Annotated in this window: 25 protein-coding genes; 7 read left to right on the top strand and 18 right to left on the bottom strand. The window is 61.1% G+C overall.

The features are described from left to right. The first annotated feature begins 66 nt into the window (after window positions 1-66). From KL786_RS13810 to coq7, 4 genes are all read left to right on the top strand, one after another. Window positions 67-1029 (top strand): DUF805 domain-containing protein, encoded by a 963-nt coding sequence (locus KL786_RS13810; protein ID WP_215517954.1) that lies wholly within the window; start codon window positions 67-69, stop codon window positions 1027-1029. Window positions 1030-1092: 63 nt separating this feature from the next. After that, window positions 1093-1878, top strand: a complete 786-nt coding sequence (locus KL786_RS13805) for an SDR family NAD(P)-dependent oxidoreductase (protein ID WP_215517953.1) — start codon at window positions 1093-1095, stop codon at window positions 1876-1878. 46 nt (window positions 1879-1924) lie between these two features. Continuing rightward, the gene (locus KL786_RS13800) at window positions 1925-2263 is read left to right on the top strand and encodes a histidine triad nucleotide-binding protein (protein ID WP_032858506.1); all 339 of its coding nucleotides are present in this window, start codon (window positions 1925-1927) and stop codon (window positions 2261-2263) included. A 112-nt stretch (window positions 2264-2375) separates the two neighbouring features. Continuing rightward, window positions 2376-3023: a 2-polyprenyl-3-methyl-6-methoxy-1,4-benzoquinone monooxygenase gene (coq7, locus tag KL786_RS13795; RefSeq protein WP_029296753.1), complete on the top strand. Its 648-nt coding sequence runs from the start codon at window positions 2376-2378 to the stop codon at window positions 3021-3023. A gap of 120 nt (window positions 3024-3143) precedes the next feature. Here the strand turns inward: coq7 and KL786_RS13790 are convergent, their stop codons facing one another. Continuing rightward, window positions 3144-3566 (bottom strand): OsmC family protein, encoded by a 423-nt coding sequence (locus KL786_RS13790; protein WP_029296755.1) that lies wholly within the window; start codon window positions 3564-3566, stop codon window positions 3144-3146. 235 nt (window positions 3567-3801) lie between these two features. On the opposite strand from KL786_RS13790, the gene crp reads away from it, so the two are divergent. Next, window positions 3802-4449 (top strand): cAMP-activated global transcriptional regulator CRP, encoded by a 648-nt coding sequence (gene crp, locus KL786_RS13785; RefSeq protein WP_032858510.1) that lies wholly within the window; start codon window positions 3802-3804, stop codon window positions 4447-4449. On the opposite strand, the gene KL786_RS13780 is transcribed toward crp, so the two are convergent. From KL786_RS13780 to KL786_RS13765, 4 genes are all read right to left on the bottom strand, one after another. After that, window positions 4446-5141 carry a lipoate--protein ligase family protein gene (locus tag KL786_RS13780; RefSeq protein WP_032858511.1) on the bottom strand — a complete coding sequence of 232 codons (696 nt, stop codon included), beginning with the start codon at window positions 5139-5141 and terminating at the stop codon, window positions 4446-4448. The two genes, crp and KL786_RS13780, sit on opposite strands and share 4 nt — an antisense overlap. Before the next feature lie 157 nt (window positions 5142-5298). Continuing rightward, entirely contained in the window at window positions 5299-6135 is an 837-nt protein-coding gene (gene trpC, locus KL786_RS13775; RefSeq protein ID WP_215517952.1) for an indole-3-glycerol phosphate synthase TrpC, read from the bottom strand. Beyond that, the gene (gene trpD / locus KL786_RS13770) at window positions 6132-7181 is read right to left on the bottom strand and encodes an anthranilate phosphoribosyltransferase (protein ID WP_215517951.1); all 1050 of its coding nucleotides are present in this window, start codon (window positions 7179-7181) and stop codon (window positions 6132-6134) included. The genes trpC and trpD overlap by 4 nt, the downstream gene beginning before the upstream one ends. A 9-nt stretch (window positions 7182-7190) precedes the next feature. Then, window positions 7191-7784, bottom strand: coding sequence for an aminodeoxychorismate/anthranilate synthase component II (locus KL786_RS13765; RefSeq protein WP_032858516.1), 594 nt, complete (start codon window positions 7782-7784; stop codon window positions 7191-7193). A gap of 420 nt (window positions 7785-8204) precedes the next feature. Here KL786_RS13765 and estP point away from each other — a divergent pair, with 420 nt between their 5' ends. Then, window positions 8205-10127 carry an esterase EstP gene (gene estP, locus KL786_RS13760; protein WP_215517950.1) on the top strand — a complete coding sequence of 641 codons (1923 nt, stop codon included), beginning with the start codon at window positions 8205-8207 and terminating at the stop codon, window positions 10125-10127. A 137-nt stretch (window positions 10128-10264) separates the two neighbouring features. Here the strand turns inward: estP and trpE are convergent, their stop codons facing one another. From trpE to KL786_RS13710, 10 genes are all read right to left on the bottom strand, one after another. After that, window positions 10265-11746 (bottom strand): anthranilate synthase component I, encoded by a 1482-nt coding sequence (gene trpE / locus KL786_RS13755; RefSeq protein WP_215517949.1) that lies wholly within the window; start codon window positions 11744-11746, stop codon window positions 10265-10267. 68 nt (window positions 11747-11814) lie between these two features. Then, window positions 11815-12633, bottom strand: coding sequence for a phosphoglycolate phosphatase (locus KL786_RS13750; RefSeq protein WP_065942665.1), 819 nt, complete (start codon window positions 12631-12633; stop codon window positions 11815-11817). Further along, window positions 12630-13304, bottom strand: a complete 675-nt coding sequence (gene rpe, locus KL786_RS13745; protein ID WP_032858521.1) for a ribulose-phosphate 3-epimerase — start codon at window positions 13302-13304, stop codon at window positions 12630-12632. Before rpe ends, KL786_RS13750 begins: the two co-directional genes overlap by 4 nt. 84 nt (window positions 13305-13388) lie before the next feature. After that, window positions 13389-14537 (bottom strand): iron-containing alcohol dehydrogenase, encoded by a 1149-nt coding sequence (locus KL786_RS13740; protein ID WP_215517948.1) that lies wholly within the window; start codon window positions 14535-14537, stop codon window positions 13389-13391. A gap of 216 nt (window positions 14538-14753) precedes the next feature. Then, a complete protein-coding gene (locus KL786_RS13735) occupies window positions 14754-15581 on the bottom strand; it encodes an ABC transporter permease (protein ID WP_032858524.1) in 828 nt (275 codons plus the stop codon). Window positions 15582-15593: 12 nt separating this feature from the next. Then, complete coding sequence (locus KL786_RS13730; RefSeq protein WP_032858526.1) at window positions 15594-16841, bottom strand: ABC transporter permease; 1248 nt, start codon at window positions 16839-16841, stop codon at window positions 15594-15596. A gap of 137 nt (window positions 16842-16978) precedes the next feature. Further along, a complete protein-coding gene (locus KL786_RS13725) occupies window positions 16979-18022 on the bottom strand; it encodes an ABC transporter substrate-binding protein (RefSeq protein ID WP_215517947.1) in 1044 nt (347 codons plus the stop codon). Between the two features lie 46 nt (window positions 18023-18068). Next, the gene (locus tag KL786_RS13720; RefSeq protein WP_215517946.1) at window positions 18069-19181 is read right to left on the bottom strand and encodes an ABC transporter ATP-binding protein; all 1113 of its coding nucleotides are present in this window, start codon (window positions 19179-19181) and stop codon (window positions 18069-18071) included. 252 nt (window positions 19182-19433) lie between these two features. Continuing rightward, window positions 19434-20063, bottom strand: coding sequence for a response regulator (locus tag KL786_RS13715; protein WP_029296794.1), 630 nt, complete (start codon window positions 20061-20063; stop codon window positions 19434-19436). A 21-nt stretch (window positions 20064-20084) separates the two neighbouring features. Beyond that, window positions 20085-22475 (bottom strand): PAS domain-containing sensor histidine kinase, encoded by a 2391-nt coding sequence (locus KL786_RS13710; protein ID WP_215517961.1) that lies wholly within the window; start codon window positions 22473-22475, stop codon window positions 20085-20087. Between the two features lie 61 nt (window positions 22476-22536). Here KL786_RS13710 and KL786_RS13705 point away from each other — a divergent pair, with 61 nt between their 5' ends. Beyond that, entirely contained in the window at window positions 22537-23514 is a 978-nt protein-coding gene (locus tag KL786_RS13705; protein WP_215517945.1) for an alpha/beta hydrolase family protein, read from the top strand. Window positions 23515-23557: 43 nt separating this feature from the next. Here the strand turns inward: KL786_RS13705 and KL786_RS13700 are convergent, their stop codons facing one another. The 3 genes from KL786_RS13700 to KL786_RS13690 are packed head-to-tail and all read right to left on the bottom strand — an operon-like array spanning window position 23558 to window position 26023. After that, window positions 23558-24325: a TerB family tellurite resistance protein gene (locus KL786_RS13700; RefSeq protein ID WP_215517944.1), complete on the bottom strand. Its 768-nt coding sequence runs from the start codon at window positions 24323-24325 to the stop codon at window positions 23558-23560. A gap of 1 nt (window position 24326) precedes the next feature. Then, a complete protein-coding gene (murU, locus tag KL786_RS13695) occupies window positions 24327-25001 on the bottom strand; it encodes an N-acetylmuramate alpha-1-phosphate uridylyltransferase MurU (protein ID WP_090292206.1) in 675 nt (224 codons plus the stop codon). Further along, window positions 24998-26023: an aminoglycoside phosphotransferase family protein gene (locus KL786_RS13690; protein WP_215517943.1), complete on the bottom strand. Its 1026-nt coding sequence runs from the start codon at window positions 26021-26023 to the stop codon at window positions 24998-25000. Before KL786_RS13690 ends, murU begins: the two co-directional genes overlap by 4 nt. Between the last annotated feature and the right edge of the window lie 67 nt (window positions 26024-26090).

Here is a 26090-nt window from a genome sequence, read left to right as displayed (position 1 = left end):
CCCGCCAGGCCTGCCGATTGAAGCAGGCCGGCATTACTCCCCCTGAAAAGTGACAAGGATGCCCGCATGAGCGACAACCGTTTCAAGATTGTGTTTGATGGAGCCCTGCTCCCGGGTGTCGAAAGCACCACCGCCAAGCTGAACCTGGCCGACTTGTTCAAAAGCGAAGTCGAGGCAATCGAAAAGCTCTTCACCGGACGCCCGGTCGCCCTGAAGCGTGACTTGTCTCGCCCCGATGCCGAAACCTACCTGGCCGCGCTGAAAAACGCCGGGGTTGATGCACGTATCGAAGCCGAACAGCCCGTGGCCTTCAACCTGGCTGAAACCCACGAGACCGATTCCGGCGCCTCTGACTTTTCGCGCCCGGCCGCGTCGCCGTATGCACCGCCGCGCGCAGCCGTGGGGGATAACCTTCCTGAGTTTTCCACCCTGAAGGTCTTCACCATCAACGGGCGGATAGGTCGCCTGCGCTTCCTCGCCTGGACGCTGGTATTGAGTATGGTTTTGTCGGCCATCGTTGGCGCCCTGTTCACGGTCGGCCTGGGTGTCGCGGCCGTCTCCCCCACTGCGGCAATCATCATTGGCTCACTGCTCGGTATCGCCCTGTTCGTGGCTTCTGTGTGGATCAGTGTCCAGATCACCGTGCAACGCCTGCATGACCTGGGCTGGTCCGGGTGGCTATGGTTCCTGAACCTGGTGCCGATCGTAGGCAGCATTTTCCCGATCCTGCTGATCGTGCTGCCAGGCAATGCGGGCGCCAACCAATATGGTGCGCCACCGCCACGCAACTCCACCGCAGTGAAAGTCCTGGCCACTCTGTGGCTGGCAGTCATCCCGCTGATATTCGCCGCCGCAGTGATGCTGGGCATGAGTGGCTATCTGGACCAACTGGAAAGCAGCGTGGACAGCGGCTACGAAAGCAGCACCATGACCACCGACGAAGATGCTGACCAGAGCGTCATCGCCGGTGAAGAAGACGCGCAAAGTGCTGACGATGCGGCCGAACCTGTAGACTCTCCAGAAGAATGAAGAAACGCCCCACGCCTGTGACGCATCTGTCGCAGGCTCGGTGGCGTTGCGATGGAGAAACGCATGACCCGTTACGCTCTGATCACCGGTGCCTCCAGCGGCATCGGCCTGGCCTTGGCCGAAGCACTGGCCCGTCGCGGCCGCAGCTTGATTCTGGTGGCCCGCCAGCGTGATCAGTTGGAAAGCATTGCCATTGAACTGACCCAACGCTTTGGCGTCGAGGTGCTGTTCCGCGCTTGCGACCTGGGCGAGCCATTGCGGCTTTCCGGGTTCCTGCTGGAACTTGAAGAGGGTGAGCGACAGATCGACTTGCTGGTCAACTGCGCAGGCATGGGCACCAGCGGCCCGTTTCTCGCCCAGGACTGGATGACCGAGCAGGACCTGATCGAAGTCAACATCCTGGCCCTCACTCGCCTGTGCCATGCACTGGGTAATTCCATGGCCCTGCAGGGTGGCGGGCAGATTCTCAACGTCGCGTCGGTCGCGGCCTTCCAGCCGGGACCATGGATGAGCACCTATTACGCCAGCAAGGCCTATGTGCTGCACTTCTCCGAAGGCCTGCGCGAAGAGCTGAGGAGCTGCGGCATCACGGTTTCAGTGCTTTGCCCAGGCCCGACACGCACCGCTTTCTTCGGCACCGCACAAATGGACACCGCCAAGCTGGAACGCCAGCAACTGATGAGCCCGGAAGAAGTGGCGCTGCACACCGTGCGTGCCCTGGCAAAGAACAAAGCGATCATTATTCCCGGTCGCCGTAACCGCTGGCTGGCGTTCAGCCCGCGCTTGAGCCCGCGCTGGTTGACCCGCAAGATTGCCGGCGCCATCAACAAGGCCTATTGCCCACGCTGACCGGCTGAGTACACTCACCCTGCACTTTCATAATGGAGAAACAGCTGTGGATACTCTGTTCACCAAGATCATCAACAGAGAAATACCCGCGAGGATTATCTACGAAGATGACCAGGTCCTGGCCTTCCACGATATTGCGCCAATGGCCCCCGTGCATTTCCTGGTGATTCCGAAAAAACCGATCCGCACCCTCAACGACCTCACGGAAGAAGACAAGGGCCTGGCCGGGCATATCCTGTTCACTGCCCAGCGCCTGGCGGTGGAACAAGGCTGTGAAAAAGGTTTTCGCGTGGTGATGAACTGCAATGAGGATGGCGGCCAGACCGTCTATCACATTCATATGCATGTACTGGGTCAGCGCCAGATGAACTGGCCACCGGGCTGAAACCCTATTGTAGGTGCCGGCTTGCCGGCCCCTACAAGAAGCATGACCCAGCGCAAACGCACGCCCCTCTCTTGCGGTAAACTGGCCGCCGAGATTTTTTCCGGAGGTCAGCATGACTACCCAACGTCACTACTCGCCGATTGACCGACTGTTGCTGCAAGCCGACACCGCCATGCGCACACTGCTGCCGTTCAGCGGCCAACCGTATCGCCCGTCACCTGCCATCGTGCAACCCGAAGCACAAATGAGCGAGACGGATACCCGTCATGTCGCCGGCCTGATGCGTATCAACCATACCGGCGAAGTCTGCGCCCAGGCGCTGTACCAGGGCCAGGCCCTGACCGCCAAGCTGCCGCAGGTACGCGCAGCCATGGAGCATGCGGCCGAGGAAGAAATCGACCACTTGGCCTGGTGTGAACAGCGCATCCGCCAGTTGGGCAGCCACCCCAGCGTGCTGAACCCACTGTTTTACGGTTTGTCGTTTGGTATCGGCGCGGCGGCTGGCTTGATCAGCGACAAGGTCAGCCTGGGTTTTGTCGCGGCGACCGAACATCAGGTGTGCAAGCACCTGGATGAGCACCTGGAACAACTGCCGGCCGAGGACGAAAAATCCCGGGCGATTCTTGAGCAGATGCGTATCGATGAAGAGCACCACGCAGAAAGCGCGCTGGATGCCGGCGGTTTCCGCTTCCCGGCGCCGGTAAGGTTTGGCATGAGCCTGATGGCCAAGGTCATGACCAAAAGCACTTACCGCATTTAAACCTCACACGAACATTGTAGGAGCGAGCTTGCTCGCGAAAAACTCAAGGACACCGCGGGTAGCCTGACTAAACCCGTTATCGTTGGCGTTCTTCGCGAGCAAGCTCGCTCCTGCAAAAGGTCAACCCAACTCAATGATCTCGTAATCATGAGTAATGGCCACACCGGCCGCGCCGAGCATGATCGAGGCCGAGCAGTACTTCTGCGCCGACAGTTCAATAGCCCGCTTGACCTGCGCTTCCTTCAGCGCACGCCCCTTGACCACAAAATGCATATGGATCTTGGTAAACACCTTGGGATCTTCAGTGGCGCGCTCGGCCTCCAGAAAGGCTTCGCAGCTTTCCACCGCCTGGCGCGACTTCTTCAGGATGCTGACCACGTCGAAGTTGCTGCAACCACCCACGCCGAGCAGGAGCATTTCCATAGGCCGTACACCCAGATTGCGGCCACCGGCTTCCGGCGGGCCATCCATGACTACCACATGGCCACTGCCCGATTCACCGAGGAACATGGCTTCGCCCGCCCATTGGATGCGTGCCTTCATCGCCCAGACTCCACTGCTAAAAAAGGGGCGCCAGCTTATCACAGCCCCCCGCAAGCGCAGTGTTCTGCCGGAATACGATCAACAGCAGGCCTTGATAGATAAATTCCCTGATCGAGTCAGAATGTGTCTGTTAAGCTGGCGCCAAATCAATGGCGCATTGCCATCCACTGGATGGACCTCGCTCGATAAAAAATACAAGTCCAACCACACCGTGCAGTCTTTTCGGGATACAACCATGGTTGCTATTACCCCCCTCACACCCAAGATCAAGAACCTCGACAAGCTGCTGACTCATTGCCAGCGGCGTCGCTATCCGGCGAAACAGAACATCATCTGCGCCGGGGAACGCTCGGAAACCCTGTTCTTCATTATCAAAGGCTCGGTCACGATCCTGATCGAAGATGAAGATGGCCGCGAAATGATCATCGCCTACCTCAATACCGGTGATTTTTTCGGGGAGCTGGGGCTGTTTGAGCAAGCCGGGAAAGAACAGGAACGCAGCGCTTGGGTGAGAGCCAAGATCGAGTGTGAGGTCGCGGAAATCAGCTACGCAAAATTTCGCGAACTGGCCCAACAAGATCCGGACATCCTCTACGCCCTGAGCGGCCAGATTGCCCAGCGCTTGCGCAACACCACGCGCAAAGTCGGCGACCTGGCGTTCTTCGACGTCACCGGGCGCGTCGCTCGCTGCCTGCTGGAGCTGTGCAAGCAACCGGATGCCATGACCCATCCTGACGGTATGCAGATCAAGGTTACGCGCCAGGAAATCGGGCGAATTGTCGGTTGCTCGCGGGAGATGGTCGGTCGAGTGCTCAAGGATCTGGAAGAGCGCAACCTGGTTCACGTCAAAGGCAAGACGATGGTGGTGTTCGGCACTCGCTAGGGCGCAAAGACCTGCGCCAGCATCTGCCGGTATAAACCGTCGAGGCGGCTGATCGCATCTGGCGCAGCAAAGGCTTCATGCAGGGCGATATGGCTGTCAGCGCGAACCCGTTGTTCCAGGCCACACGCCTGGTTGAAACGATTGACCGCAGCAATCAGCTCCTCGCGATGGTTATCCAGCAACAGTGCGCCATGCACCAGGCCCACCGGGCGCCCACCACTCTGGCGCCAGCGCTGGGCGGTGCCGACCATCTTGCGTCCGTCGAGGTTGACGTTATAGCGGCCATCGCAAAAGGCGCCGTCGATTTCACCCACAGAGGCATCGCCCCCCAACTCGGTCAGTAAATCGCAGATGGGCTGACACAGACGCAAGTATCCGGTTTCAATCCGACCCTGGTCGCTCTCACTGCGCGGCGGTGCGTAGACCAGAGCGATATTGACCGTGGCGCTCGATTGCGGCACCGGTTCACCACCGGTTTCCCGTAGCAACACCGGCCAACCGTGGTCTGCCGACACTTGGCTCGCCGCTTCAAACGCGGGCAAGCGGCTCAGGCGGCGAGGCATCACCAATGCCTGGTCGCTGGGCTGCCAGAACAGCAGGCCGAAGGATTGCTCACCCGCACAGACGGCTGCCAGCAAGTCCTGCTCGGCAGCAAGACCAGCTTCAACGGTCATCGCTACGGGCTGGATCATCGGGCATCTACCTCTCTGAATAAACACAAAAGCAAATGTGGGAGCTGGCTTGCCTGCGATAGCGGACTTTCAGTCAATGCATTGGCGACTGATACATCGCTATCGCAGGCAAGCCAGCTCCCACACAAGCCAGCTCCCACAGTGACCGCGTTTCAAATCAATCCAGCGTCGAACCGCTGACCGGCACACCACGCTCCGGGAAAAACAGGCGCTGCAACTCAGCCCCAGGATTTTCCGCACGCATAAAGGTCTCGCCGACCAGGAACGAGTAGACGTCGCTGATTTCCATCAACTCCACATCCGCACGATTGACGATCCCGCTCTCGGTAATCACCAGTCGGTCGCGGGGAATGCGCGGCAGCAAGTCCAAGGTGGTTTCGAGGTTGACTTCAAAGGTATGCAGATTGCGGTTGTTGACCCCAACCAGCCGTGTATCGAGGGTTTTCAGCGCTCGCTCCAGCTCGTCACCGTCGTGGACTTCTACCAGCACATCCAGGCCCACGCCTTTGGCAACAGCCGCAAGCTCAGCCATCTGCACGTCGTCCAGCGCCGAAACGATCAGCAACACACAATCCGCGCCCAATGCCCGAGCTTCGACGATCTGGTACGGATCGATCATGAAGTCCTTGCGGATCACCGGCAACTTGCACGCAGCGCGGGCTTGTTGCAGGTAAGCGTCGGAGCCCTGGAAATAGTCGATGTCAGTCAGCACCGAAAGACAGGTCGCGCCGCCCTTCTCGTAACTGGCAGCAATCTCTGCCGGTACGAAGTGCTCGCGGATCACGCCCTTGCTCGGCGAGGCCTTCTTGATTTCTGCAATCACCGCTGGCTGCTTGAGCTTGGCCTGGGTAATCAGCGCATTGGCAAAGCCACGCGGTGCATCGGCGCTTTTAGCCAGGCCTTCCAGCTCGGCCAGGCTCACGCGGGCGCGGCGCTCGGCCACCTCTTCAACTTTGCGCGCGAGGATGTTTTCCAGGACTGTTGGCACGCTCATCCTTCATTCTCCATCTTGAATACGGCCGTGAATGCTCCCAGCTCTTCGAGTTTTTCGCGAGCCAGACCCGTATGCAGCGCATCGTGGGCCAAGGCGACACCTTCTTTAAGACTATAGGCGTGATCGGCGGCGTAAAGTGCCGCGCCAGCATTCAGAACAATCATCTCAGCCGCTTTCTGGCCATTTTCAGTCTTGCGCCGCCCCAAGGCATCGCGAATCAGTTCCAGGGACGCCGCCGGGCTTTCCACCGCCAGGCCATGCAGGCTCTGGCTCTTCATGCCGAGGTCTTCTGGTTCGACCCAATACTCAGTGACCTCGCCGTTCTTCAGCTCTGCCACAAAGGTCGGGGCCGCCAGGCTGAATTCGTCCAGGCCATCCTTGGAGTGCACCACCAGCACATGCTTGCTGCCCAGGCGTTGCAGGACTTCGGCCAATGGCCGGCACAGCGCCTGGCTGAACACGCCCACCACCTGATGTTTCACACCGGCCGGATTCGTAAGCGGGCCAAGCATGTTGAACAGGGTACGCAGGCCCAAGTCCTTGCGCGGGCCAGCAGCGTGCTTCATCGCCCCATGGTGGGACTGGGCAAACATAAAGCCGATGCCAACGTTATCAATGCAGCGCGCCACCTGGACCGGGGTCAGGTTCAGGTAGATACCGGCCGACTCCAGCAGGTCGGCACTGCCGCTCTTGCCCGACACGGCACGGTTGCCGTGCTTGGCTACGGTGCAGCCGGCCGCCGCTACTACAAAGGAAGACGCCGTCGACACGTTGAAAATGTTCGCACCATCGCCGCCGGTGCCAACCACATCGACCACGCCATCGAGGGTCTTGAGTTCGACCTTGTCCGCCAACTCGCGCATCACCGAGACGGCGCCGACGATTTCGTCGATGCTCTCGCTTTTCATGCGCATGGCCATCATAAAGGCGCCAATCTGCGCATCGGTGCATTGACCGGTCATGATTTCGCGCATGACATCGCTCATTTCAGCGGTGCTCAGGTCCAGATGGCCGACGATACGGCTCAGGGCAGTCTTGATATCCATGGAAAGTCCTTAGCGCGTGCCGCCGCTCTGCTTGAGAAAGTTGGCGAACAGCTCGTAGCCCTGCTCGGTCAGAATCGATTCAGGGTGAAATTGCACCCCTTCGACATTCAGTGTCTTGTGCCGCAGGCCCATGATCTCATCGACCGAGCCATCTTCCAGTTGGGTCCAGGCCGTCAGTTCCAGGCACTCGGGCAAGGTTTCGCGCTTGACCACCAGTGAGTGGTAGCGGGTCACCGTCACCGGCAGGTTCAGGCCCTGGAACACACCCTGGTCATGATGGAACACCGGGCTGGTCTTGCCGTGCATCACCTGGCGGGCACGCACTACATCGCCACCAAACGCCTGGCCGATCGACTGGTGGCCCAGGCAAACCCCGAGAATCGGCAGCTTGCCGGCGAAATACTTGATCGCTTCAAGGGAAATACCCGCTTCGGTCGGCGTGCACGGCCCGGGCGAAACGACGATGCGCTCCGGGTTCAAGGCAGCGATCTGTGCCACGGTCATTTCATCGTTGCGCACCACCTTGACCTCGGCACCCAGCTCGCCCAGGTATTGCACAACGTTGTAGGTAAAGGAGTCGTAGTTATCAATCATCAGCAACATGTGGGTTCAAACCTCTTGAATTCACTGATTTCGAGTGACCGCCTTCCAAGAGAGTGACCCGCTGCCAGACGCACGTTCCGGTTGCCAGGGTCAGCCGGCAAGGGGCGTCAAACAAAGGGTGAAGAAGGCAAATCGGTACAGGTCCGGCCGGGCCGGCAGAGAAAATTCAGGCGCGCCAACGCCAACGGGCGTGTGCCTTGACTACTTGCATCAAGAGTTTGCTGATGATCAACACGGGGAGGGTCTCATTCATACGTTCAAACACAGTAACGTAGCCTCGCCAGCGGTGCAATATGGAGTAGCAAATACGGGGGCCATGACAAAGGGTTTGCAAGAAAATAACGATTTTCCTTACAGGGAACTCCCACTACATTGCTAGTGTTTCACTTCCGATACAAAAACAATCACATGGAATTTCGTATGCTCAGACCCTCTTTTGTCGCGCCCCTTGCCGGCTGCCTCTTGGCACTGGCCTGCACGCAAGCGTTTGCAGCACCTTCACCGTATTCAACCATGGTCGTTTTTGGCGATAGCCTGGCGGACGCAGGCCAGTTTCCCGATGGGTTGTCCGGCGCCACCCTGCGCTTTACCAACCGTACCGGCCCCACATTCCAGGGCGACTATGGCCAGGTTTCATCGACCCTATTGGGCTCGAAACTGGGCGTCGCAGCAAACGACCTGAATGCCTCCACCTCACCGGTTCGCGCGGCGCAAGGCTTGCCTGACGGCAACAACTGGGCGGTCGGCGGCTACCGTACCGACAACATCCTGGACTCCATCACCTCGGTATCCAACACGGCGATCCCACCCGGCAATGCGGGTGCTGGCACTGTTTTGCGCAGTCGCCAGGGCTATCTGCCGGCTAACGGCGGGCGCGCCGACCCCAACGCCCTGTATTTTCTGTCCGGTGGCGGCAATGACTTCCTGCAACAGCGCATCGGTAGCCCGGGCGACGCCGTTGCTGCCGGCGGGCGCCTGGCCGACAGTGCCCAGGCCCTGCAACAAGCGGGCGCACGCTACATCATGGTATGGATGCTGCCCGACCTGGGCCTGACACCCGCCATCAACGGCACACCACAGCAGGCAGCGACCTCCGCCCTGAGTAATATTTTCAACCAGGCATTGGTACAACGCCTGTCGCAGATCGATGCCCAGATAATCCCGTTGAATACTCCACTGTTGTTGCAGGAATCCTTCGCCGACCCGGGCCGCTTTGGCCTGGCGACCGGGCAGAATCTTACCGGCACTTGCTTCAGTGGTAACAGTTGCACCGCCAGCCCGGTCTACGGCATTGGCGGCACCAATCCGGATCCGACCAAGCTGATCTACAACGACTCGGTCCACCCCACCGTCGCGGGGCAACGCCTGATCGCCGACTACGCCTATTCGCTGCTCGCCGCCCCCTGGGAGCTGACCTTGCTGCCGGAGATGGCCCAAGGCACGCTGCGTGCTCACCAGGATGAACTGCGCAACCAATGGCAGGCTGACAACGGCAACTGGCAGGCTGTCGGACAGTGGCGGGCGATTGTCGCCGGCGGTGGCCAGCGTCTGGAATTTGATGGTCAAGACAGCTCGGTCAGCGGCGACGGCAGCGGCTACAACCTGAATGTCGGTACCAGCTATCGACTCGACGACAGTTGGCGCGTAGGCGTTGCGGCGGGCTTGTATCGCCAGACCCTAGAAGCCGGCGCCAGCGACTCGGACTACAAGCTCAACAGCTACATGGGCAGCGCATTCGCGCAGTATCAGAACAATCACTGGTGGGCCGATGCCGCATTGACCGGCGGCAGACTGGACTTCGACAGCCTCAAGCGCAAGTTCGCCCTGGGCGTCAGCGAAGGCTCCGAAAAGGGCGATACTGATGGCTGGCTCTGGGCCTTGAGCGGCCGCGTGGGCTATGACATTGCCGGGGTCGGCAGCGATTGGCACCTGTCCCCGTTCATCAGTGCCGACTATGCGCGGGTCGAAGTTGATGGCTACTCGGAGAAAGGCAGCCGCTCCACCGCACTGACGTTTGATGACCAGCAACGCGACTCCAGGCGCCTGGGTGTTGGCCTGCAAGGCAGCTACCGGATCACCCCGCAAACCCAGGTATTTGGCGAAGTGGCTCACGAGCATGAGTTTGAAAATGACACCCAGAAGGTCAACATTTCGCTCAACAGCGTGCAGGGGATCGATTTCAAGCTGGACGGCTACACCCCTCGCAGCAACTCGGAGCGCTTGAGCCTCGGGGTCAGCCACAAGTTGACCCAGGAGCTGGCGTTGCGGGCCGCCTATAACGTAAGGAAGGATGACAGCCTGACCCAGCAGGGAGTCAGTGTCGGGGTGAGCCTGGATTTCTAATGCGGTCGTAAGCCCAACAAAAAAACCAATGTGGGGGCGCGGTGGATCAGTCAATACATGTACCGACTGATCCACCGCATTCGCGAGCAAGCCCGCTCCCACACAAACCCGCTCCACAGTTGGATCTGGATCGGGCGTTAGTCCTGCGGGGTTTGCTCGGCCAACGCCACCGCACGGAACATCGCCCGGCGCTTGTTCAGGGTTTCTTCCCACTCAAGGGCCGGAACCGAGTCAGCAACAATCCCGCCGCCCGCCTGCACATGCAGTTCGCCGTCCTTGATCACCGCCGTGCGGATCGCAATCGCGGTATCCATGTTGCCGTTCCAGGCAAAGTAACCCACGGCGCCGCCGTAGACACCACGCTTGACCGGCTCCAGTTCGTCGATGATTTCCATCGCGCGAATCTTCGGTGCGCCAGACAAAGTGCCCGCCGGCAGAATCGCGCGCAACGCATCCATCGCCGTCAGGCCGGCCTTTAGCTCGCCGGTGACGTTGGAGACGATATGCATCACGTTGGAATAACGCTCGATCACCATTTTCTCGGTGAGCTTCACCGAGCCGATCTCCGAAACGCGCCCGGTGTCGTTGCGCCCCAGGTCGATCAGCATCAGGTGCTCGGCGATTTCCTTGTCGTCGGACAGCAGGTCCTGTTCCAGGGCCAGGTCCGCCTCTTCGGTCGCGCCGCGAGGACGGGTGCCGGCAATCGGGCGTACGGTGATCAGGTTGTCTTCAACGCGCACCAGCACTTCCGGCGAGCTGCCGACCACGTGGAAATCGCCAAAGTTGAAGAAGTACATGTACGGCGTCGGATTGAAGCAGCGCAGTGCCCGATACAGATCAATCGGCGCGGCCTTGAAGTCGATGGACATACGCTGCGACGGCACCACTTGCATGCAATCACCGGCGAGGATGTATTCCTTGATGGTATCGACCGCGCGCTCGTAGTCATCCTGGGTAAAGCTTGAACGAAAGATCGGATCGGCCGCCGGCGGACGACTGAGGTCCAGGCCACGACGCGGGGTGATCGGCTGGCGCAGCTTGTCCAGCAGGGCCTCGAGGCTGGCCTGGCCTTGCTCGAAAGCATCGGCCTGGGCCGGGTCGGCGAGGACGATCGCGTGCATCTTGCCGGCAAGGTTGTCGAATACCACCACCGCGTCGGAAACCATCAGCAGGATGTCCGGCACACCCAACGGATCGGGGTTCGGGCATTTACCCAGGCGCTGTTCCACATAGCGTACGCAGTCGTAGCCGAAATAACCGACAAGGCCGCCGTTGAAACGCGGCAAGCCGGGAATGGTCGGCACGTTGTAGCGCGCCTTGAAGGCTTCGACAAAGGCCAGCGGGTCTTCGACATCGTGGCTTTCGATCTCGACGCCATCACACGTGATGCTGACGTGATGGTCATGCACCCGCAGAACGGTGCGGCACGGCAGGCCGATGATCGAGTAACGGCCCCACTTCTCGCCGCCCTGCACCGACTCCAGCAGGTAGGAGTTGGGCTCATCGGCCAGTTTCAGGTAGATCGACAGCGGCGTATCGAAGTCGGCCAGGGTTTCCCGGGCCATGGGGATGCGGTTGTAGCCGGCAGCGGCCAAACGCAGGAATTCTTCGCGGATCATGAGGTGCCTCGTGGCGTGAGGGTCTAACGGTCAGGTATGCAAACGTGCCGCAGCGCGGCCAGGATCAGTCAGGCGCGCCAACGCCAGCGGGCCAGGGCCTTGATGACTTTCATCCAGAGTTTGCGAGTGACCACCACGATGGGATTTCCAGAAGGGGATGGGACAGCGTCGGGCAACGTTATCTCAGCGCCCGCTCCCAAGCAACCGGGGATTAGCAGTCGCAGGTCATCAATGACCAGCGCCGGCGACTCTTCGGCGATCGGCCGGCCATGGTTGTAGCCGTAGCTCAAGGCCACGCACTGCACGCCCGCCGCTTTCGCCGCCAGCACATCACTGCGCGAATCGCCGACAAACAACGACTGGGACGCCGGGATGTTGGCCATTTTCATCACGAAGAACAGCGCCGCCGGATCAGGCTTTTTCTGCGGCAAGGTATCGCCACCGATGATCCAGCGGAAATACCGGCCGATCTTCATCTGGTCCAGCAGCGGCGCAACGAAGCGTTCCGGCTTGTTGGTGATCAGGGCCATTTCCACGCCCTGCTTGTGCAACCACTTGAGGGTGTCGCGCACGCCGGGGTAAACTACCGTCAGTTCGTGGCCGTCTTCATAGGCCGCATTGAACAGCTCCAGCGCGTGCTCGGCCTCGACTTCATCGACACCTTCAGCCTCGATGTGATTGGCCAGGGCCCGGCGCACCAGCATCTGTGCGCCGTTGCCGACCCAGTCACGCACCGACTCGATACCCACGGGCTTGCGCCCCAGTTTGAGCAGCATCTGGTCCACCGCAACGGCGAGGTCCGGCACCGAGTCGACCAGGGTGCCGTCCAGATCGAACATCACCAGCCGTGGCAATTTGCCGGGGAACAGCTGCTCAAAACCACTCATGGACGTGCCAGCGCCAGTTCTGCACGCATTTTGGCGATCACCGCCTGATAGTCAGGGGTGTTGAAGATTGCCGAACCGGCGACGAAGGTGTCGGCGCCCGCCGCCGCGATCTCACGGATGTTGTTGACGTTGACCCCACCGTCGATCTCCAGGCGGATATCGCGGCCAGAGGCATCGATCAGCGCCCGGGCTTCACGCAGCTTGTCGAGGGTGCCGGGGATGAACTTCTGCCCGCCGAAGCCTGGGTTGACGCTCATCAGCAAGACCATGTCGACCTTGTCCATCACGTACTTGAGCGTGTCCAGCGGGGTCGCCGGGTTGAACACCAGCCCGGCCTTGCAACCGCCTTCGCGGATCAACTGCAGGGAGCGGTCGATGTGCAGCGTGGCTTCCGGGTGGAAGGTGATGTAGGTCGCGCCGGCTTCGATGAAGTCACCGATGATGCGATCCACCGGGCTGACCATCAGGTGCACGTCAATCGGTGCGGTCACGCCGTACTTGCGCAGCGCTGCGCAGACCATCGGACCGATGGTCAGGTTCGGCACGTAGTGGTTGTCCATGACATCGAAGTGCACGAAATCGGCACCGGCGGCCAACACGTTGTCCACTTCCGCGCCTAGGCGGGCGAAGTCGGCGGAGAGGATCGATGGAGCAATAACGAAGGGCTGCATGACGCACCTTTTCTGAGCTAAATCACGATGGCGCGCATTGTATACCTCATGCTTTGCTGCGCGCACCGTGACCTGACTCAATGGCTAGTAGGCAGCGCGGTAGATTTTCTCGATATCCGCCGCGCTGAGCTTGCGCGGGTTGTTGCGCATCAGCCGCTCGATTCCCGCCGCCTCTGCCGCCATGCCCGGGATCGCGTCCTCAGGCACGCCGAAGCTGTGCAGGCCCTGGGGGATTTCCACTGCGGCACATAGCCGCGTCATCGCCTCCACCGCCTGGTCGGCAGCGTCGTTGATACTCAAACCGCTGACATTCACGCCCATGGCCTGGGCAATATCCTGCATGCGCTCGACACAGGCCAGCTTGTTCCAGTGCATGACGTAAGGCAGCAGCAATGCGTTGCTCACCCCGTGGGCAATATTGAAGCGCCCGCCCAACGGGTAGGCCAAGGCATGCACCGCGCCCACCCCGGCGTTACCAAACGCCATGCCGGCCATCAGGCTGGCGGTGGCCATATCGTCACGCGCCTGCAGGTTGGCCGGGTTGGCGTAGGCCTTGGGCAACGCATTGGCGATCAGCTTGATTGCACCGATGGCCAGGGCATCAGTGATCGGCGAGGCGTTCAGGGAAAGATAGGACTCGATGGCATGCACCAGGGCATCCACGCCACTGGCCGCCGTGACACTGCGCGGACAGGTCAGGGTCATTTGCGGGCTGATCAGCGCGACATCCGGTAGCAGGTAGTCGCTGACGATGCCTTTTTTCAATTGCGCGGCCTTGTCCGACAGAATCGCCACATTGGTCACTTCCGAACCGGTGCCGGCCGTGGTCGGGATGGCAATCAGCGGCGGGCCTTTGCGCGGCACCTGGTCCACACCGAACAGGTCAGCCAGGGCGCCGTGATAACCGGCATAGGCGGCGACGCTCTTGGCAATATCGATGGCACTGCCACCGCCCACGCCAATCAGGCCGTCATGCCCGCCTTCGCGGTAGACCTGCATGCAGTCTTCGACGATGGCTATTTCCGGGTCGGGCTGCACGCGGTCGAAAATCTCAAAGGGACGATCACCCAACTGCGCCAACGCCAGTTGTACCGTGCCGGACTTGACCAGCGCGGCATCGGTGACGATCAGCGGGTTATCGACATCCAGCCGAGTCAGCTCAAAGGCCAGCTGCTCGATGGCGCCTGGGCCGGTGAGCAGTTTGTGGGCGATCTTGAATGAGGAGGTACTCATGTGCGCGGCCTCTTATAGGTTGGGGGGCTGGCACAAGAATAGCTGGGGAATATGGGTTGTCTGCCATTCAGCGGCTGAATGGTCAGATGACTCAAGGCGGGCACGTTCAATGTAGGAGCTGGCTTGCCTGCGATGGTATCGGCTCGGTGTGTCAGGTGTACCGAGGTGATGCCATCGCAGGCAAGCCAGCTCCCACAGGTGATCGGGTTTCAGCAGTCAGACTTGGGCGGTGCGCAGTTTTTCGCTACGACCACGCAGCCATTCCAGGGTCAGCAGCAATACCACCGAGAAGGCAATCAGCAAGGTCGCCGCAGCGGCGATGGTCGGGCTGAGGTTTTCGCGGATGCCACTGAACATCTGCCGAGGCAAGGTCGCCTGCTCGGGCCCGGCGAGGAACAGCGTCACCACCACCTCGTCGAAGGACGTGGCAAAGGCAAACAGTGCCCCGGAAATAACTCCCGGCGCAATCAGCGGCAAGGTCACCCGGCGAAAGGCAGTCAGTGGCGATGCACCCAGGCTGGCCGCCGCCCGCACCAGGTTATGGTTGAACCCCTGCAAGGTCGCCGACACGGTAATGATCACAAACGGCACGCCCAACACCGCATGCACCACGATCAGCGAAAAGAAGCTGTTGCCCAATCCCAGCGGGGCGAAGAACAGGTAGCTGGCCACGCCGATAATCACCACTGGCACCACCATCGGCGAAATCACCAGGGCCATCACCAGCGCCTTGCCGGGGAAATGGCCACGGGTCAGGCCGATGGCCGCCAATGTGCCGAAGATCATCGCCAGCACCGTGGCCGCCGGGGCGACAATGATGCTGTTCTTCAAGGCGCGCATCCATTCCGCCGAGGCGAAGAAGTCCTGGTACCAGTGCAACGAAAACCCCTGCAACGGGTACACCAAAAAACTCCCGGAGTTGAACGACAGCGGGATGATCACCAACACCGGCAGGATCAGGAACAACAGGATCAGGCCGCAGAGAATCCGCAAGCTGTAGAACCACACCCGCTCGATGGGTGACATGTAAGGACTGCTGGTCATTTCAGGCGCTCCTCAGCTCAGGCGCAGGCGGCTGGCGCCCACCAGCCAGTTGTAGATCAGGTACAAAACGACGGTCGCCAGCAGCAGCAAGCCGCCCAGCGCGGTGGCCATGCCCCAGTTGATGCTGGTGTTGGTGTAGAAGGCCACGAAGTAGCTGACCATCTGGTCGTTCGGGCTGCCCAGCAGCGCCGGGGTGATGTAGTAACCAATCGCCAGGATGAACACCAGCAGGCAGCCGGCGCCGACGCCGGCGTAGGTCTGCGGGAAGTACACCCGCCAGAAACTGGCAAATGGATGACAGCCCAGGGAAATCGCCGCGCGCATATAGGTCGGCGAAATGCCCTTCATCACGCTATAGATCGGCAGAATCATGAATGGCAGCAGGATATGCACCATGGAGATGTAGACCCCAAGCCGGTTGAACACCAGTTCCAAGGGCTTATCGATGATGCCCAGGCTCATCAGCGCACCGTTGATCAGGCCGCCGGACTGCAACAGCACGATCCATGCAGCCACGCGCACCAGTACCGACGTCCAGAACGGCAACAGCACCAGAATCATCAGCAAGTTGCTTTGCCGCGCTGGCAGGTTGGCCAGCAGGTAGGCCAGCGGATAAGCCAGCAGCAGGCAGCACACGGTGATGACCAGGCCCATCCAGAAGGTACGGGCAAAGATATCGAGGTAGATCGCCTGATCCGGCGTGGCCGGGGCAACTTCGCCGAGGTCGTCGATACGGTGATCGACCGCCGCCAGTAGGTAATAAGGCGTCAGGCTGCTGGTGTTGCGGCGGATTGCCTGCCAGTACGCGGGGTCGCCCCAGCGTTCGTCGAGGTTTTCCAGCGCTTCTTTATAAGAGGCCGGTGCTTCGCTAAACGGCAGCGCCCGCGCGGTCTTGGTCAACAAGCTGCGATAGCCTGCCAGTTCCATGTTCAAGCGTTTGGACAAATCGCCCAGGGTCTGGTTTTTGCGGGCCTCGCCCAGGTCCTCGCTGATGGCCCGGTACACCGGCTCGTCAGGTAGGCCGCGACCATCCCACGCGGTTACCGCGACCACGGTACGCGGCAGGCCGGCGACCACTTCCGGGTTGCCGACGCTTTTGTAGAGCAGCGCAACGATGGGCACCAGGAATACCAGCAGCAAAAACACCACCAGCGGCGCAATCAAGGCCTGGGCCTTCCAGCGATTAAGCCGCTCGGCACGCGCCAGGCGCTGTTTCAAGCTGGGGGTGGTGACCTCGTTCGAGGGAACGGCGATGGCCATGGCAAACTCCGGAAAATCTACTGTTGAGACCTCTGTAGGAGCTGGCTTGCCTGCGATGGCAGCGCCTCGGTGTATCAGGTGTACCGAGGTGATTCGATCGCAGGCAAGCCTGCTCCTACAGGGGTATGCGGCGCGGCTTATTGCTTGGCGGCCCAGGAATTGAAGCGCTGCTCCAACTGCTCGCCGTTATCCGCCCAGAAGCTCACATCGATCTGCACCTGGTTGGCGATGTTTTCCGGGGTGGTCGGCATATCCTTGAGGATGTCCTTGGCCAGCAGCGGCACAGCCTGGGTATTGGCCGGGCCGTAGGCGATGTTTTCCGAATAGGTTTTCTGCTGTTGCGGTGCCACGGAGAAGGCGATGAATTTCTTCGCTGCCTCAGCGCGCTCCTTGCTCAGGCCCTTGGGGATCGCCCAGGCATCGAAATCGTAGATACCGCCGTTCCACACCACTTTCAGGTTGCTCTCTTTCTGCACAGCGGCGATCCGGCCGTTGTAGGCCGAGCTCATGACCACATCACCCGAGGCCAGGTACTGCGGCGGCTGTGCGCCGGCTTCCCACCACTGGATCGACGGTTTGAGTTCATCGAGTTTCTTGAAGGCGCGGTCCTGGCCGTCTTTGCTGGCCAGCACTTTGTAGACATCCTTGGGCGCCACGCCGTCGGCCATCAGGGCAAATTCCAGGGTGTATTTGGCGCCTTTGCGCAGGCCACGCTTACCGGGAAATTTCTTCGTATCCCAGAAATCCACCCAGCCGCCTGGTGGCGCTTTCAGCTTGTCGGCGTTGTAAGCCAGCACGGTGGACCACACGAAGAAACCCACGCCGCAGGGCTGGATCGCGCCTTTTACGTAATCTTCAGTCTTGCCGAACAACGCTGGGTCCAACGGTTCGAAGAGGTCTTCGTCACAGCCACGGGACAGTTCCGGCGATTCGACCTCCACTAGATCCCAAGACACGCTCTTGGTGTCGACCATGGCTTTGACCTTGGCCATCTCACCGTTGTACTCGCCAGCAATGATCTTGCCGTTGCCCGCGCTTTCCCACGGCGCATAGAAGGCCTTGACCTGAGCCGCCTTGTTCGCGCCGCCAAACGACACCACTGTCAGGTCGGGGCCTGCCATGACCTGTGAAGCACCCGCCAGGCCAATGGCCAGGGCGGTCAATTTCAGGGATCTCAACATTTATTGTTCTCTCCACGTGCAGGGTTGGGTGAAGCCAAGGGGGCGATCAATTCGCCTCTAGAAGTGGGTCGAGTGCGCGAACGTGCTCGACTTGCCAGCCAATCGGAACCACGTCGCCGACCGTCAGCGCCGAGTCCAGCTCGGCGATCGGTTGTTTCACAAAAAAATCGGCCTTGCCGCAGACTTCCAGGCGCACACGTACGTGGTCGCCCAGGTAGATAAATTCCGCCACCCGGCCCGAGAAGCGATTGACACAGCTCTCGCTGGAACCGTTGAGACTGACCCGTTCCGGGCGCACCGACAGCGTCACCGGGCCACCGATCTGGCCGACGTTGACCGCCAGCGCCTCGACCTTCTCGCCCCGCGCCAACTCGACCACACACCGTTCGCCGGTATGGCTGTGCAGGCGGCCGTTAAGGCGGTTGTTCTCGCCAATGAAGTTGGCGACAAAGGTATTTTTCGGTTCTTCATACAAGGTGCGCGGTGGGGCGATCTGCTGGATCTCGCCCTGGTGGAACACCGCCACGCGGTCGGACATGGTCAGCGCTTCACCCTGGTCGTGGGTCACGTAGACCACAGTCACACCGAGGCGCTGGTGCAGGTGCTTGATCTCCATCTGCATGTGTTCACGCAGCTGTTTGTCGAGGGCGCCGAGGGGTTCGTCCATCAGCACCAGTTGCGGTTCGAACACCAGTGCGCGGGCCAGCGCGACCCGTTGCTGCTGGCCGCCGGAAAGTTGCGCGGGGTAGCGCTGGGCGAAGGCATCGAGCTGGACCATGCTCAGCACACGCTTGACCCGCTCGCTGATATCGGTCTTGCTCAACCCCCTTACCGACAGGGGGAACGCCAGGTTCTCGGCCACGGTCATGTGCGGGAACAGCGCATAGTTCTGGAACACCATGCCAATGTCGCGCTTGTGCGGCGGCACATTGTTGATGGAGCGCCCGGCCAGCAGGATCTCCCCGGCTGTCGGAGTCTCGAAACCGGCGAGCATCATCAGGCTGGTGGTCTTGCCCGAACCGGACGGCCCCAGCAGGGTAAGAAACTCGCCTTTGCGAATGTCCAGGTTGAGGTCTTTGACGATCAGGTTCTCGCCGTCGTAGCTCTTCTGCACACCACGAAAGCTGACCAGCACATCATTTGAATCCACCTCGCTCATACCCGCACCTTTTTGTTTTGGACTGCTGTGGAGCTAGCGTAGTCCAGGCGCAAGCCCCCGGAAATCGGGGCGCAAGAGAGATTGGCATCAGCGCGGTGGAAGGTTCGGGGTAGGGATTGCCCTACACGGATGGCGGGTAGGGAACAGTGCTGCGGCAAGCTTCAAGCGATAAGCCGCAAGCATGGGCTATGGGGTGTTTCAGGAGTGTCGCAAATAGATACGCCCCCTGTAGGAGCATGGCAAGCCAGTCTCCTACAGGAGTTTGTGCTCCATCGCGTATTTCACCAGTTCTGCCAGGGAGGTGATGTTGAGCTTCTGCATCAACCGCGCCTTGTGGGTGCTGATGGTCTTGCTGCTCAAGGCCAGTTGCTGGGCGATATCGTTGACATTGGCGCCTTGGGCCAGGCGCTCGAACACCGAGAACTCACGCTCGGACAACAACGAGTGCAAGGGCCGGGCATCGGTGAGACCGACTTCAAACACCATGCGGTCGGCCAGGTCCGGGTCGATATAACGCCCGCCCGCGGCCACCTTGCGAATCGCCGTCAACAACAGGGCCGGATCACTGTCCTTGGTCGCATACCCCGCTGCGCCGACCTTCAGCGCCCGGGCGGCCATTTGCGCCTCGTCATGCATCGACAGCACCAGGATCGCCGGCGGATTGTTCAGCGCGCGAATCCGCGCAATCGCTTCCAGGCCGTTGACCCCAGGCATCGAGATATCCAGCAACACGACCTCACAGGGCGTATGGCGCAAGGCTTCCAACAGTTGCTCGCCATTCCCCGCCTCACCCACCACCAGCAGGTCCTTGGCCAGGCCGATCAACTGCTTGATACCTTCGCGGACGATGGTGTGGTCTTCGGCTACCAATACGCGGATCACAGGGTTTTCCTCTTGTTGTAGTTAGGCATCCAGCGGCACGGTCACGCTCAGGGTGGTGCCCTCCCCCAGTTCGCTGTCGAGGGTCAACTGCCCGCCCATAATCAGCACGCGCTCGCGCATGCCCACCAGGCCAAACGACACCGGACGTCCTGGCGCAGGGACAAAGCCTGCACCATCATCGCTGATGGTCAGCCGCAGGTTATCGCCGTCGACCACCAGGGTCAGCTCCACAGTATGCGCCTGGGCATGGCGCATGACATTGGTCAGGGCCTCTTGCAGGATGCGGAACAGGCCAATGGCCTTGGCGTCGCTCAGGGCTGGGAGATTGTCCGGCACTTGCACCAGGCATGGAATCTGCGTGCGCGCCTCGAACCGCCGCGCCTGCCATTCGATGGCCGAGGCAATCCCGGCGTCGAGAATCGGCGGGCGCAGCGCGGTAGCCACATCACGGACCAGTTGAAACAACTGCGCGATCAAGCGTTTCATGCTGTTCAGGCGCTCGTGCAGGCCGGGGTCCAACTGCGCGTAGGCCAACTCGCACATAGAGGTTTCCAGCTTCAACACGGTGAGCATTTGCCCCAGTTCATCGTGGACTTCACGGGCGATGCGCGCCTTCTCTTCCTCGCGCACGGTTTCCAGGTGGGCCGACAGCTCGCGCAGTTGCGCCCGCGAGGCGTCCAGCTCCAGCTCGATACGCTTGCTGTCGCTGATGTCCCAGACGATCCCGTCCCAGACCACCGCGCCATCGGCCAGGCGCCGGGTAACGGCCTTGATCTCGGCCCAGCGCTGCTCGCCCTGGCGAGTGAGGATGCGGCCCTGCCACGACCAGTTGCCCTCGCTGTCGATGGCGTGGTCCTGGGTCTGGTGATAACTGGCCCGGTCATCGGGGTGGACCAGGCTGCGAATCCCCACATCACGGTGGCTGAGGAAAGATGGCGAGTACCCCACCAGGCGCTCGCTGCCTTCGCTGATATAGGCAAAGTCGATTTCAGCACTCCGCGCCAGCCGCTCCAGGCGAAATACCATCCCCGGCACATTGGCGGCGATACCTTGCAGGCGCGCTTCACTTTCCTGCAAGGCGGCCAATGCGCGGCGGCGCTCGGTAACGTCGGTGAGGTACACCACCAGGTATTCGCCGCCGGCAAAACGCAGGAAACTCAGCGACACATCCGTGGGTAACAGGCTGCCATCGGCACGCAGGCACTGGGTGGCAAAGCTCTGTGGCCCGTCCTCGCTGGCCCGGGCGCGCTTCCATAGATGCAGCCAGCGGTCCATGCTCAGGTTGGGTTCGAACTCGATCAGCGGTCGCTCGATCAGCGCGCCCGAAGCGTAGCCGAGCATGGCTTCGGCGGCGACGTTGGCGTAGCGCACGTGACTGTCCCAGTTGACCCAGAGGATGCCGACGGTGCTTTGGTCGATAGAAAATTGGGTCAGGCGCAACGCTTCGGCACCTGCCGCACGGGCGGCGCTTTCTTCACGGGTTGCCAGCAGTTCCTGCTCTAACACACGCTGGTGGCGGCGCTGCCACAGGGCAACCGCCAGACAGGCGAGCAACAACAGGCCCAGCAGCAGGCTCAGGTTCTGCCAGAACCCCGGCGATTCCGAGAGCCGTGGGTATTTGGGTTGCAGCCAGCGGGCGTGCAATTGCTCCAGCTCCCGGGCGGGAATGGCCCGCAGGCCGCTCTCGATAATGTCCGCCAAAGGTGGCCAGTCACGTCGAGTGGCCACCCGCAGTAACTGGGGCAAACCAATATCACCGACCACCGCCAGAGCCGCGAACTCAGGCTCGGCGGACAGACGACTCAACTGCGCCTCATCGATCACCGCATAGCGCGCCTGCTGGCTGACCAACAATTGCAGGGCCTGGCGCTCCTGGGGCACGCCTTGCAGGTTCAGATTGGGGTAATTGCTGCGCAAATAATCGGCTACCGCACTGGGCATGCGCACGGCGACCCTGGAATGTTCGTCGAGTTTTTCCAGGTCTACCGCGCCGCTGCCGTCACGGATACCCACGATATGCTGGGGCACACGCATATATGGGTCGGAAAACAACCACAGGCGCAATCCGGCTGGGGTTTGCAGCAGGCCAGGCGCGAGGTCGACCGCGTCCTCGCGCAAGGCGTCTTCCAACTGCTCTTGCGTGGGGAAGTTGCGCCAGGTCAGTTCGATATTCAATGTCTTGGCCAGCGCCTGCATCAGCTCGACATTGGCCCCGGACAGCCGCTGCAGGCGCCGGTCGTATTGCGCGTAAGGTGCCTGCAACACCACGCCGACCCGCAGTTGCGAGTGCTGCGCCAGCCACTCGCGCTGCTGGCCGCTGAGCACCGCCGGCGGCACCATGGACGCAGGCGCGGCACTCGCCATCAAGGGAAGGCACAGATAGCCGATAACCAGCAGACAGCGAAAAATCATCATTCACATCTCACATCCAACCCATTAGGCTGCCGGGATCACTTCTGGCCGGAATTGCACTATGCCCCCGCTTCACCGTTCGACACTGCCAGCATTGTGCCTGTCGCTCCTGTTTACCAGCACCTTTTGCGTGCAGGCGGCTGACACCGCGCCGGCTGCCGCCGAAAAACCAGTGCAACGCCTGCCCCTGCCCGAGCGCAGCCAGGAGGAAGCCAACGCCCTTGAGCGGCAACTGCCACCCCAGGAGCAGCAACAATTGCAGGCAGGCGATGAGTCATTCCTGGCCCTGTGGAAGCCGGCCAACAGCGCCGAGCCGCAAGGTGTGGTGATTATCGTGCCGGGGGCCGGGGAAACTGCTGACTGGCCGCAGGCAATCGGGCCTTTGCGCCAGAAGTTGCCGGATGCCGCCTGGGGCAGCCTGAGTCTGTCGCTACCCGACCTGAGCCTGGACACCCTGCCGCCTCGGGTCATCCAGGCTCCCGACGCGGCCGTCGACACCAGCAGCAAGGATGCCAGCACCGCCGCGCCCAAACCGATCGAACAGGCGGCCAGCGCCGAAGCCGAGGGCACCGACCCGGCCGTGGTCCCCGGCGTGGACGAGCAGGACAAGACCGATGCGACACGGATCTTCGCCCGTATCGATGCTGCCGTGGCCTTCGCCCAGACCCAGAGCGCCCGCAGTGTGGTGCTGCTGGGGCACGGCAGCGGGGCCTGGTGGGCAGCGCGCTACCTGAGCGAAAAACAACCTGCCCAGGTGCAGAAGTTCATCATGGTCGCCGCGCAAACGCCGGTGGGTCGTCAACCGGACCTGCAACAGTTGGCGCCGACCTTGAAGCTGGCGACCGCCGATGTCTTCTACCAGGACAACGCCCTGGCAAGCAAAATGGCGTTGGAACGCAGCCAGGCGAGCAAGCGGCTGAAGAATGACAACTACAAGCAAGTGTCGTTGAAGACGATTCCCGGTAATAGCGCAGCGGCCCAGGAACAGTTGTACCGACGCATTCGCGGCTGGTTGAGCCCGCAAAACAGCGGAAGCTGACCCACCCTTTGTAGGAGCGAGCTTGCTCGCTCCTACAAAGGGCTCAGCGGAAATTGCGCTGCTCGCGAATTATCGTATAAGCACTATGCAGCTCACGCGTGCGCTCCGTGGCCTCGCGCACTTGTGCAGGGCTGGCACCGCTGCCGGCAATCTTGTCCGGGTGATGGCGGCTGAGCAGTCGTCGATAGGCACGCTTGATGGCCGCAGGCTCCGTAGTGGCGCTCACGTCAAGAATCCGCAGGGCTTCCTGGTAGGTGCCACCGCGAGTGGCCAGGGGTTTGCGCTCCGGCTCGTAATCTTGAGCCAGGGCCTGGATCTGTTGCGGCGTCCACCCCAGCCACTTACCCCAGAGTTCGATCAGGTCGCGCTCGGCGTGGCTGGCCTTGCCGTCGGCCCAGACCATGCGCCAGCAGGCGCGCAATACACCTTCTGCCGCATGGGGCTGGGCCTTGAGCACGCGCAGGTAACTGCGCACACGATCGGTCCCCGACTTACCCCGATTGAACGCCGCAATCGCACGGCGCTGGGCCGGCTCGGTCATATCCAGCGAACGCATCTCCACCCACGCCTGCTGGATATGCCCGTCCACCACCCGCCCGTTGCTCTTGGCCAGACGGCCCAGCAACACAAACAGCAATTCGTCATTACGCAGCGCCGGACGGCCGCCCAGGCGCTCGCGCAGGTGCGCCCAACTGCGCAATTGCAGGCGCCGATCCAGCGCCTGGCCCAATAACGCACCCAACATGGCCCCCGGAATGCTGGCGATGGCAAACCCCGCCCCGGCTCCGATCAGAGTCCCTGGCCACAGCATCTTACTGGCCCACGGTCAGCAGGTTTTCGACCTGCGCCAGGCGCTCCAGCGTACCGACGTCAATCCAGCGTCCATCCATGTGTTCCCCCGTGACCAAGCCTTGAGCCATCGCTGTGCGCAACAACGGCGCCAGCTTGAAGGCACCGGCACTGCAACCCGCGAACAGTTTGGGGTGCAGCACTGAAATGCCACTGAAGGTCAGGTTATCGGCACCGGGCGCGGCATCATGAAGCAAACCGTCCTTGATATAGAAATCGCCACCGCTGGGGTGATGCGCCGGGTTGTCGACCATCACCAGATGCGCCAGGCCGCTTGGGGGCTGCTTGAGGCGGGCAAAGTCGTAGTCGGTCCAGATATCGCCATTGACCACCAGGAACGGCTCGTCGCCCAGCAAGGGCAAGGCCTGGAAAATCCCGCCGCCGGTTTCCAGGGGCTCGCCTTCCGGGGAATAGCGGATCCGCAGGCCGAATTGCGCGCCGTCCCCCAGATAACTCTCGATTTGCTGGCCCAGCCAGGCATGGTTGATGACGATATCGGTGAATCCCGCTTTCGCCAGCGCCTCCAGGTGATACTCGATCAGGCGCTTGCCACCGGCCTGGACCAGTGGCTTGGGGGTGTGCAGGGTCAGCGGGCGCATCCGCTCGCCCTTGCCTGCTGCGAGGATCATGGCCTTCATGCGTGGGCCTCGGCCGGTTGGCGCAGGCTGGCCAGCAACTCGCCCAATTCTGCCAGTTCCGGACGATCCGCCAACACCGCTTCTATATAAGCAAAGAAGCGCGGCACGTCCGCCAGGTAGCGGGGCTTGCCATCACGGTGGCAGATACGCGCGAAGATACCGATGACCTTGAGGTGCCGCTGCACCCCCATCAAGTCGCTGGCACGCAGGAAGTCTTCAAAATCCGCCTGTACCGGGATGCCCAATTGGCCAGCACGCTGCCAATAGCCGCGCTGCCATTCACGCACCCGCGCCTGGGGCCAACTGAGGAAGGCGTCCTTGAACAAGCAGGTGATGTCGTAGGTGACAGGGCCGTAGACCGCATCCTGGAAATCCAGCACGCCAGGGTTCGGGACGCTGATCATCAGGTTGCGCGGCATATAGTCGCGATGCACCAAGACCTTGGGCTGGGCCAGGGCACTGTCGATCAACAATTGGCTGACCCGCTGCCAAAGGACCAGTTGCTGGTCGTCAAGCTCGATGCCCAGGTGCCGGCGCACGTACCACTCGGGAAACAGCTCAAGTTCGCGGCGCAACAATGCCACGTCATAGCTGGGCAACCCGGCGTCCATCGGCAATTGCTGGAAAGCCAGCAGCGCGTCGATGGCATCGGCAAACAATTGATCGGCATTTTCGCAGTCAATCACATCCAAATAGGTTTTTTGCCCAAGGTCATTAAGCAAAAGAAAGCCCTGGGACAAATCTTCTGCATATATTTGCGGAACATTTATGTCTGATTTCGCCAGCATTCGAGCGATATCGACGAAAGGTTTGCAGTTTTCCTGGGGTGGCGGAGCGTCCATCACAATGAACGTGCGGCCCTCGCCCTCCCAGCGGAAGTACCGCCTGAAACTCGCGTCGCTGCTGGCCCCGGTCAATGTGGCCGGGGGCACGGCACCCCAACCCTGAGTCGCAAAAAGGATAGGTAACTGCTGATCAAGCCAGACTTTCAGGTGTTGCAAACGTAGATCTTGGTCGGGCATTACAAGGGTCTCCGACGGCGCTAGCCGTCAAGCGGGTCATGCTTTATTATCACCCATCTTTTTCAGA

Source organism: Pseudomonas sp. TAE6080 (assembly GCF_018732265.1).
Lineage (GTDB): Bacteria > Pseudomonadota > Gammaproteobacteria > Pseudomonadales > Pseudomonadaceae > Aquipseudomonas > Aquipseudomonas brenneri.
This window is presented reverse-complemented; position numbering and strand designations above follow the sequence as displayed.

What these genes read in the sequence shown, in the direction of transcription:
- KL786_RS13810 (WP_215517954.1), top strand. Translation starts at nt 67, where the DNA reads ATGAGCGACAACCGTTTCAAGATTGTGTTTGATGGAGCCCTGCTCCCG.
- KL786_RS13805 (WP_215517953.1), top strand. Translation starts at nt 1,093, where the DNA reads ATGACCCGTTACGCTCTGATCACCGGTGCCTCCAGCGGCATCGGCCTG.
- coq7 (WP_029296753.1), top strand. Translation starts at nt 2,376, where the DNA reads ATGACTACCCAACGTCACTACTCGCCGATTGACCGACTGTTGCTGCAA.
- KL786_RS13790 (WP_029296755.1), bottom strand. Translation starts at nt 3,566, where the DNA reads ATGAAGGCACGCATCCAATGGGCGGGCGAAGCCATGTTCCTCGGTGAA.
- crp (WP_032858510.1), top strand. Translation starts at nt 3,802, where the DNA reads ATGGTTGCTATTACCCCCCTCACACCCAAGATCAAGAACCTCGACAAG.
- KL786_RS13780 (WP_032858511.1), bottom strand. Translation starts at nt 5,141, where the DNA reads ATGATCCAGCCCGTAGCGATGACCGTTGAAGCTGGTCTTGCTGCCGAG.
- trpC (WP_215517952.1), bottom strand. Translation starts at nt 6,135, where the DNA reads ATGAGCGTGCCAACAGTCCTGGAAAACATCCTCGCGCGCAAAGTTGAA.
- trpD (WP_215517951.1), bottom strand. Translation starts at nt 7,181, where the DNA reads ATGGATATCAAGACTGCCCTGAGCCGTATCGTCGGCCATCTGGACCTG.
- KL786_RS13765 (WP_032858516.1), bottom strand. Translation starts at nt 7,784, where the DNA reads ATGTTGCTGATGATTGATAACTACGACTCCTTTACCTACAACGTTGTG.
- estP (WP_215517950.1), top strand. Translation starts at nt 8,205, where the DNA reads ATGCTCAGACCCTCTTTTGTCGCGCCCCTTGCCGGCTGCCTCTTGGCA.
- trpE (WP_215517949.1), bottom strand. Translation starts at nt 11,746, where the DNA reads ATGATCCGCGAAGAATTCCTGCGTTTGGCCGCTGCCGGCTACAACCGC.
- KL786_RS13750 (WP_065942665.1), bottom strand. Translation starts at nt 12,633, where the DNA reads ATGAGTGGTTTTGAGCAGCTGTTCCCCGGCAAATTGCCACGGCTGGTG.
- rpe (WP_032858521.1), bottom strand. Translation starts at nt 13,304, where the DNA reads ATGCAGCCCTTCGTTATTGCTCCATCGATCCTCTCCGCCGACTTCGCC.
- KL786_RS13740 (WP_215517948.1), bottom strand. Translation starts at nt 14,537, where the DNA reads ATGAGTACCTCCTCATTCAAGATCGCCCACAAACTGCTCACCGGCCCA.
- KL786_RS13735 (WP_032858524.1), bottom strand. Translation starts at nt 15,581, where the DNA reads ATGACCAGCAGTCCTTACATGTCACCCATCGAGCGGGTGTGGTTCTAC.
- KL786_RS13730 (WP_032858526.1), bottom strand. Translation starts at nt 16,841, where the DNA reads ATGGCCATCGCCGTTCCCTCGAACGAGGTCACCACCCCCAGCTTGAAA.
- KL786_RS13725 (WP_215517947.1), bottom strand. Translation starts at nt 18,022, where the DNA reads ATGTTGAGATCCCTGAAATTGACCGCCCTGGCCATTGGCCTGGCGGGT.
- KL786_RS13720 (WP_215517946.1), bottom strand. Translation starts at nt 19,181, where the DNA reads ATGAGCGAGGTGGATTCAAATGATGTGCTGGTCAGCTTTCGTGGTGTG.
- KL786_RS13710 (WP_215517961.1), bottom strand. Translation starts at nt 22,475, where the DNA reads ATGATTTTTCGCTGTCTGCTGGTTATCGGCTATCTGTGCCTTCCCTTG.
- KL786_RS13705 (WP_215517945.1), top strand. Translation starts at nt 22,537, where the DNA reads ATGCCCCCGCTTCACCGTTCGACACTGCCAGCATTGTGCCTGTCGCTC.
- KL786_RS13700 (WP_215517944.1), bottom strand. Translation starts at nt 24,325, where the DNA reads ATGCTGTGGCCAGGGACTCTGATCGGAGCCGGGGCGGGGTTTGCCATC.
- murU (WP_090292206.1), bottom strand. Translation starts at nt 25,001, where the DNA reads ATGAAGGCCATGATCCTCGCAGCAGGCAAGGGCGAGCGGATGCGCCCG.
- KL786_RS13690 (WP_215517943.1), bottom strand. Translation starts at nt 26,023, where the DNA reads ATGCCCGACCAAGATCTACGTTTGCAACACCTGAAAGTCTGGCTTGAT.